This is a genomic window from Streptomyces sp. NPDC001634 (assembly GCF_040298185.1).
Taxonomy (GTDB): domain Bacteria; phylum Actinomycetota; class Actinomycetes; order Streptomycetales; family Streptomycetaceae; genus Streptomyces.
Genome location: NZ_JBEOZU010000237.1, coordinates 1 through 1319 on the forward strand (window position 1 = coordinate 1; position 1319 = coordinate 1319).

Here is a 1319-nt window from a genome sequence, read left to right on the forward strand (position 1 = left end):
TGGCGGTGGGGAGTGTAGCGGGGGCTCAGTATGCGTGGGGCGGTCTTGGGCTGACCGTCCCACCAACGGGTGCCCGCGCCGCATGTAGTGACAGCACGGCGAGCAGTCCGTTGTCGTGATCCACGATGTACCGACGAATGCCTGGGACCTGGAACTCGAAGAACTCTTCCTGAAGACCGGAGCCCGCTTCTGCCGCGTGGAGGTCCGGCGGCGGATGCGGGACTACGTCCGCGGACTGCTCGGCCCGGTGGGCCGCAAGAACAGCTGGCAGCTCGCCGAGTACGCCGGCCACGCCACCCCACACGGCCTGCAGCACCTGCTCTCCCACAGCCGCTGGGACACTGACGGCCTGCGCGACGACCTGCAGACGTACGTGGCAGAACAACTCGGCACACCAGAAGGTGTGTTAATCCTGGATGACACCGGCTTCGTGAAGAAGGGCATCACCTCCGCCGGAGTGCAGCGCCAGTACTCCGGCACCGCCGGGCGGACAGAGAATTGCCAGATCGGGGTGTTCGCCGCCTACGCCACCACCCGCGGCCACGCCCTGGTCGACCGCGAGCTCTACCTGCCCAAGTCCTGGACGGAGGACCGGGAACGCTGCCAAGCGGCCCGCATCCCCGACGACCGCACGTTCGCCACCAAGGGCGACCTCGCCCGCGACATGATCCTGCGCGCCCTGGCCTCTCCGCTTCCCGTGGCCTGGGTTACTGCGGACTCCGCCTACGGGCAGGACTCCCACTTCCGGCGCTTCCTGGAAGACGCCCAGCTCTCCTACGTCGTCGCCGTCCCCAAGTCCCAGCAAGTCCACGGCCCTCGCATCGACCATCTCATCGCTCAGGCGCCGCCCGAGGCATGGCAGCGCCTGTCGGCGGGGCCGGGAGCCAAGGGCGAACGGTTCTACGATTGGGCCGCCGCCCGCCTGCCGGCCGCGGCCGAGTCCGACGGCCACGAGGCGACCCGGCAGCGGTGGATGCTGGCTCGCCGCAGCATCGGCAAGCCCGACGAGATCGCCTATTACCTCGCCTGCGCCCCGCTGGAGGCCACGGTTGCCGACTTGGTCCGCGTCGCCGGTTGCCGCTGGAAGATCGAGGAGTGCTTCCAAAGCGCGAAGAACGAGTGCGGCCTGGACCAGTACGAGGTCCGCCGCTACGTGGGCTGGTATCGGCACATCACGTTGGCCATGGTCGCCCACGTCTTCCTCGCCGTGATGGCCGTGCAGGAGCGCGAAAAGGGGGTGACGAGGCCGACACACCCGACCTCGTGGACCTCACACCAGCCGAAATCCGTCGTCTGCTGGCAACTGAACCCCGTCGCCA

General features: G+C 68.5%; 1 protein-coding gene. It reads left to right on the forward strand.

What is annotated here, in order from left to right:
* Window positions 1-115: 115 nt before the first annotated feature.
* Window positions 116-1319: IS701 family transposase (locus tag ABT186_RS47780; protein ID WP_502973570.1), on the forward strand; the 1204-nt coding region annotated here is incomplete at its 3' end.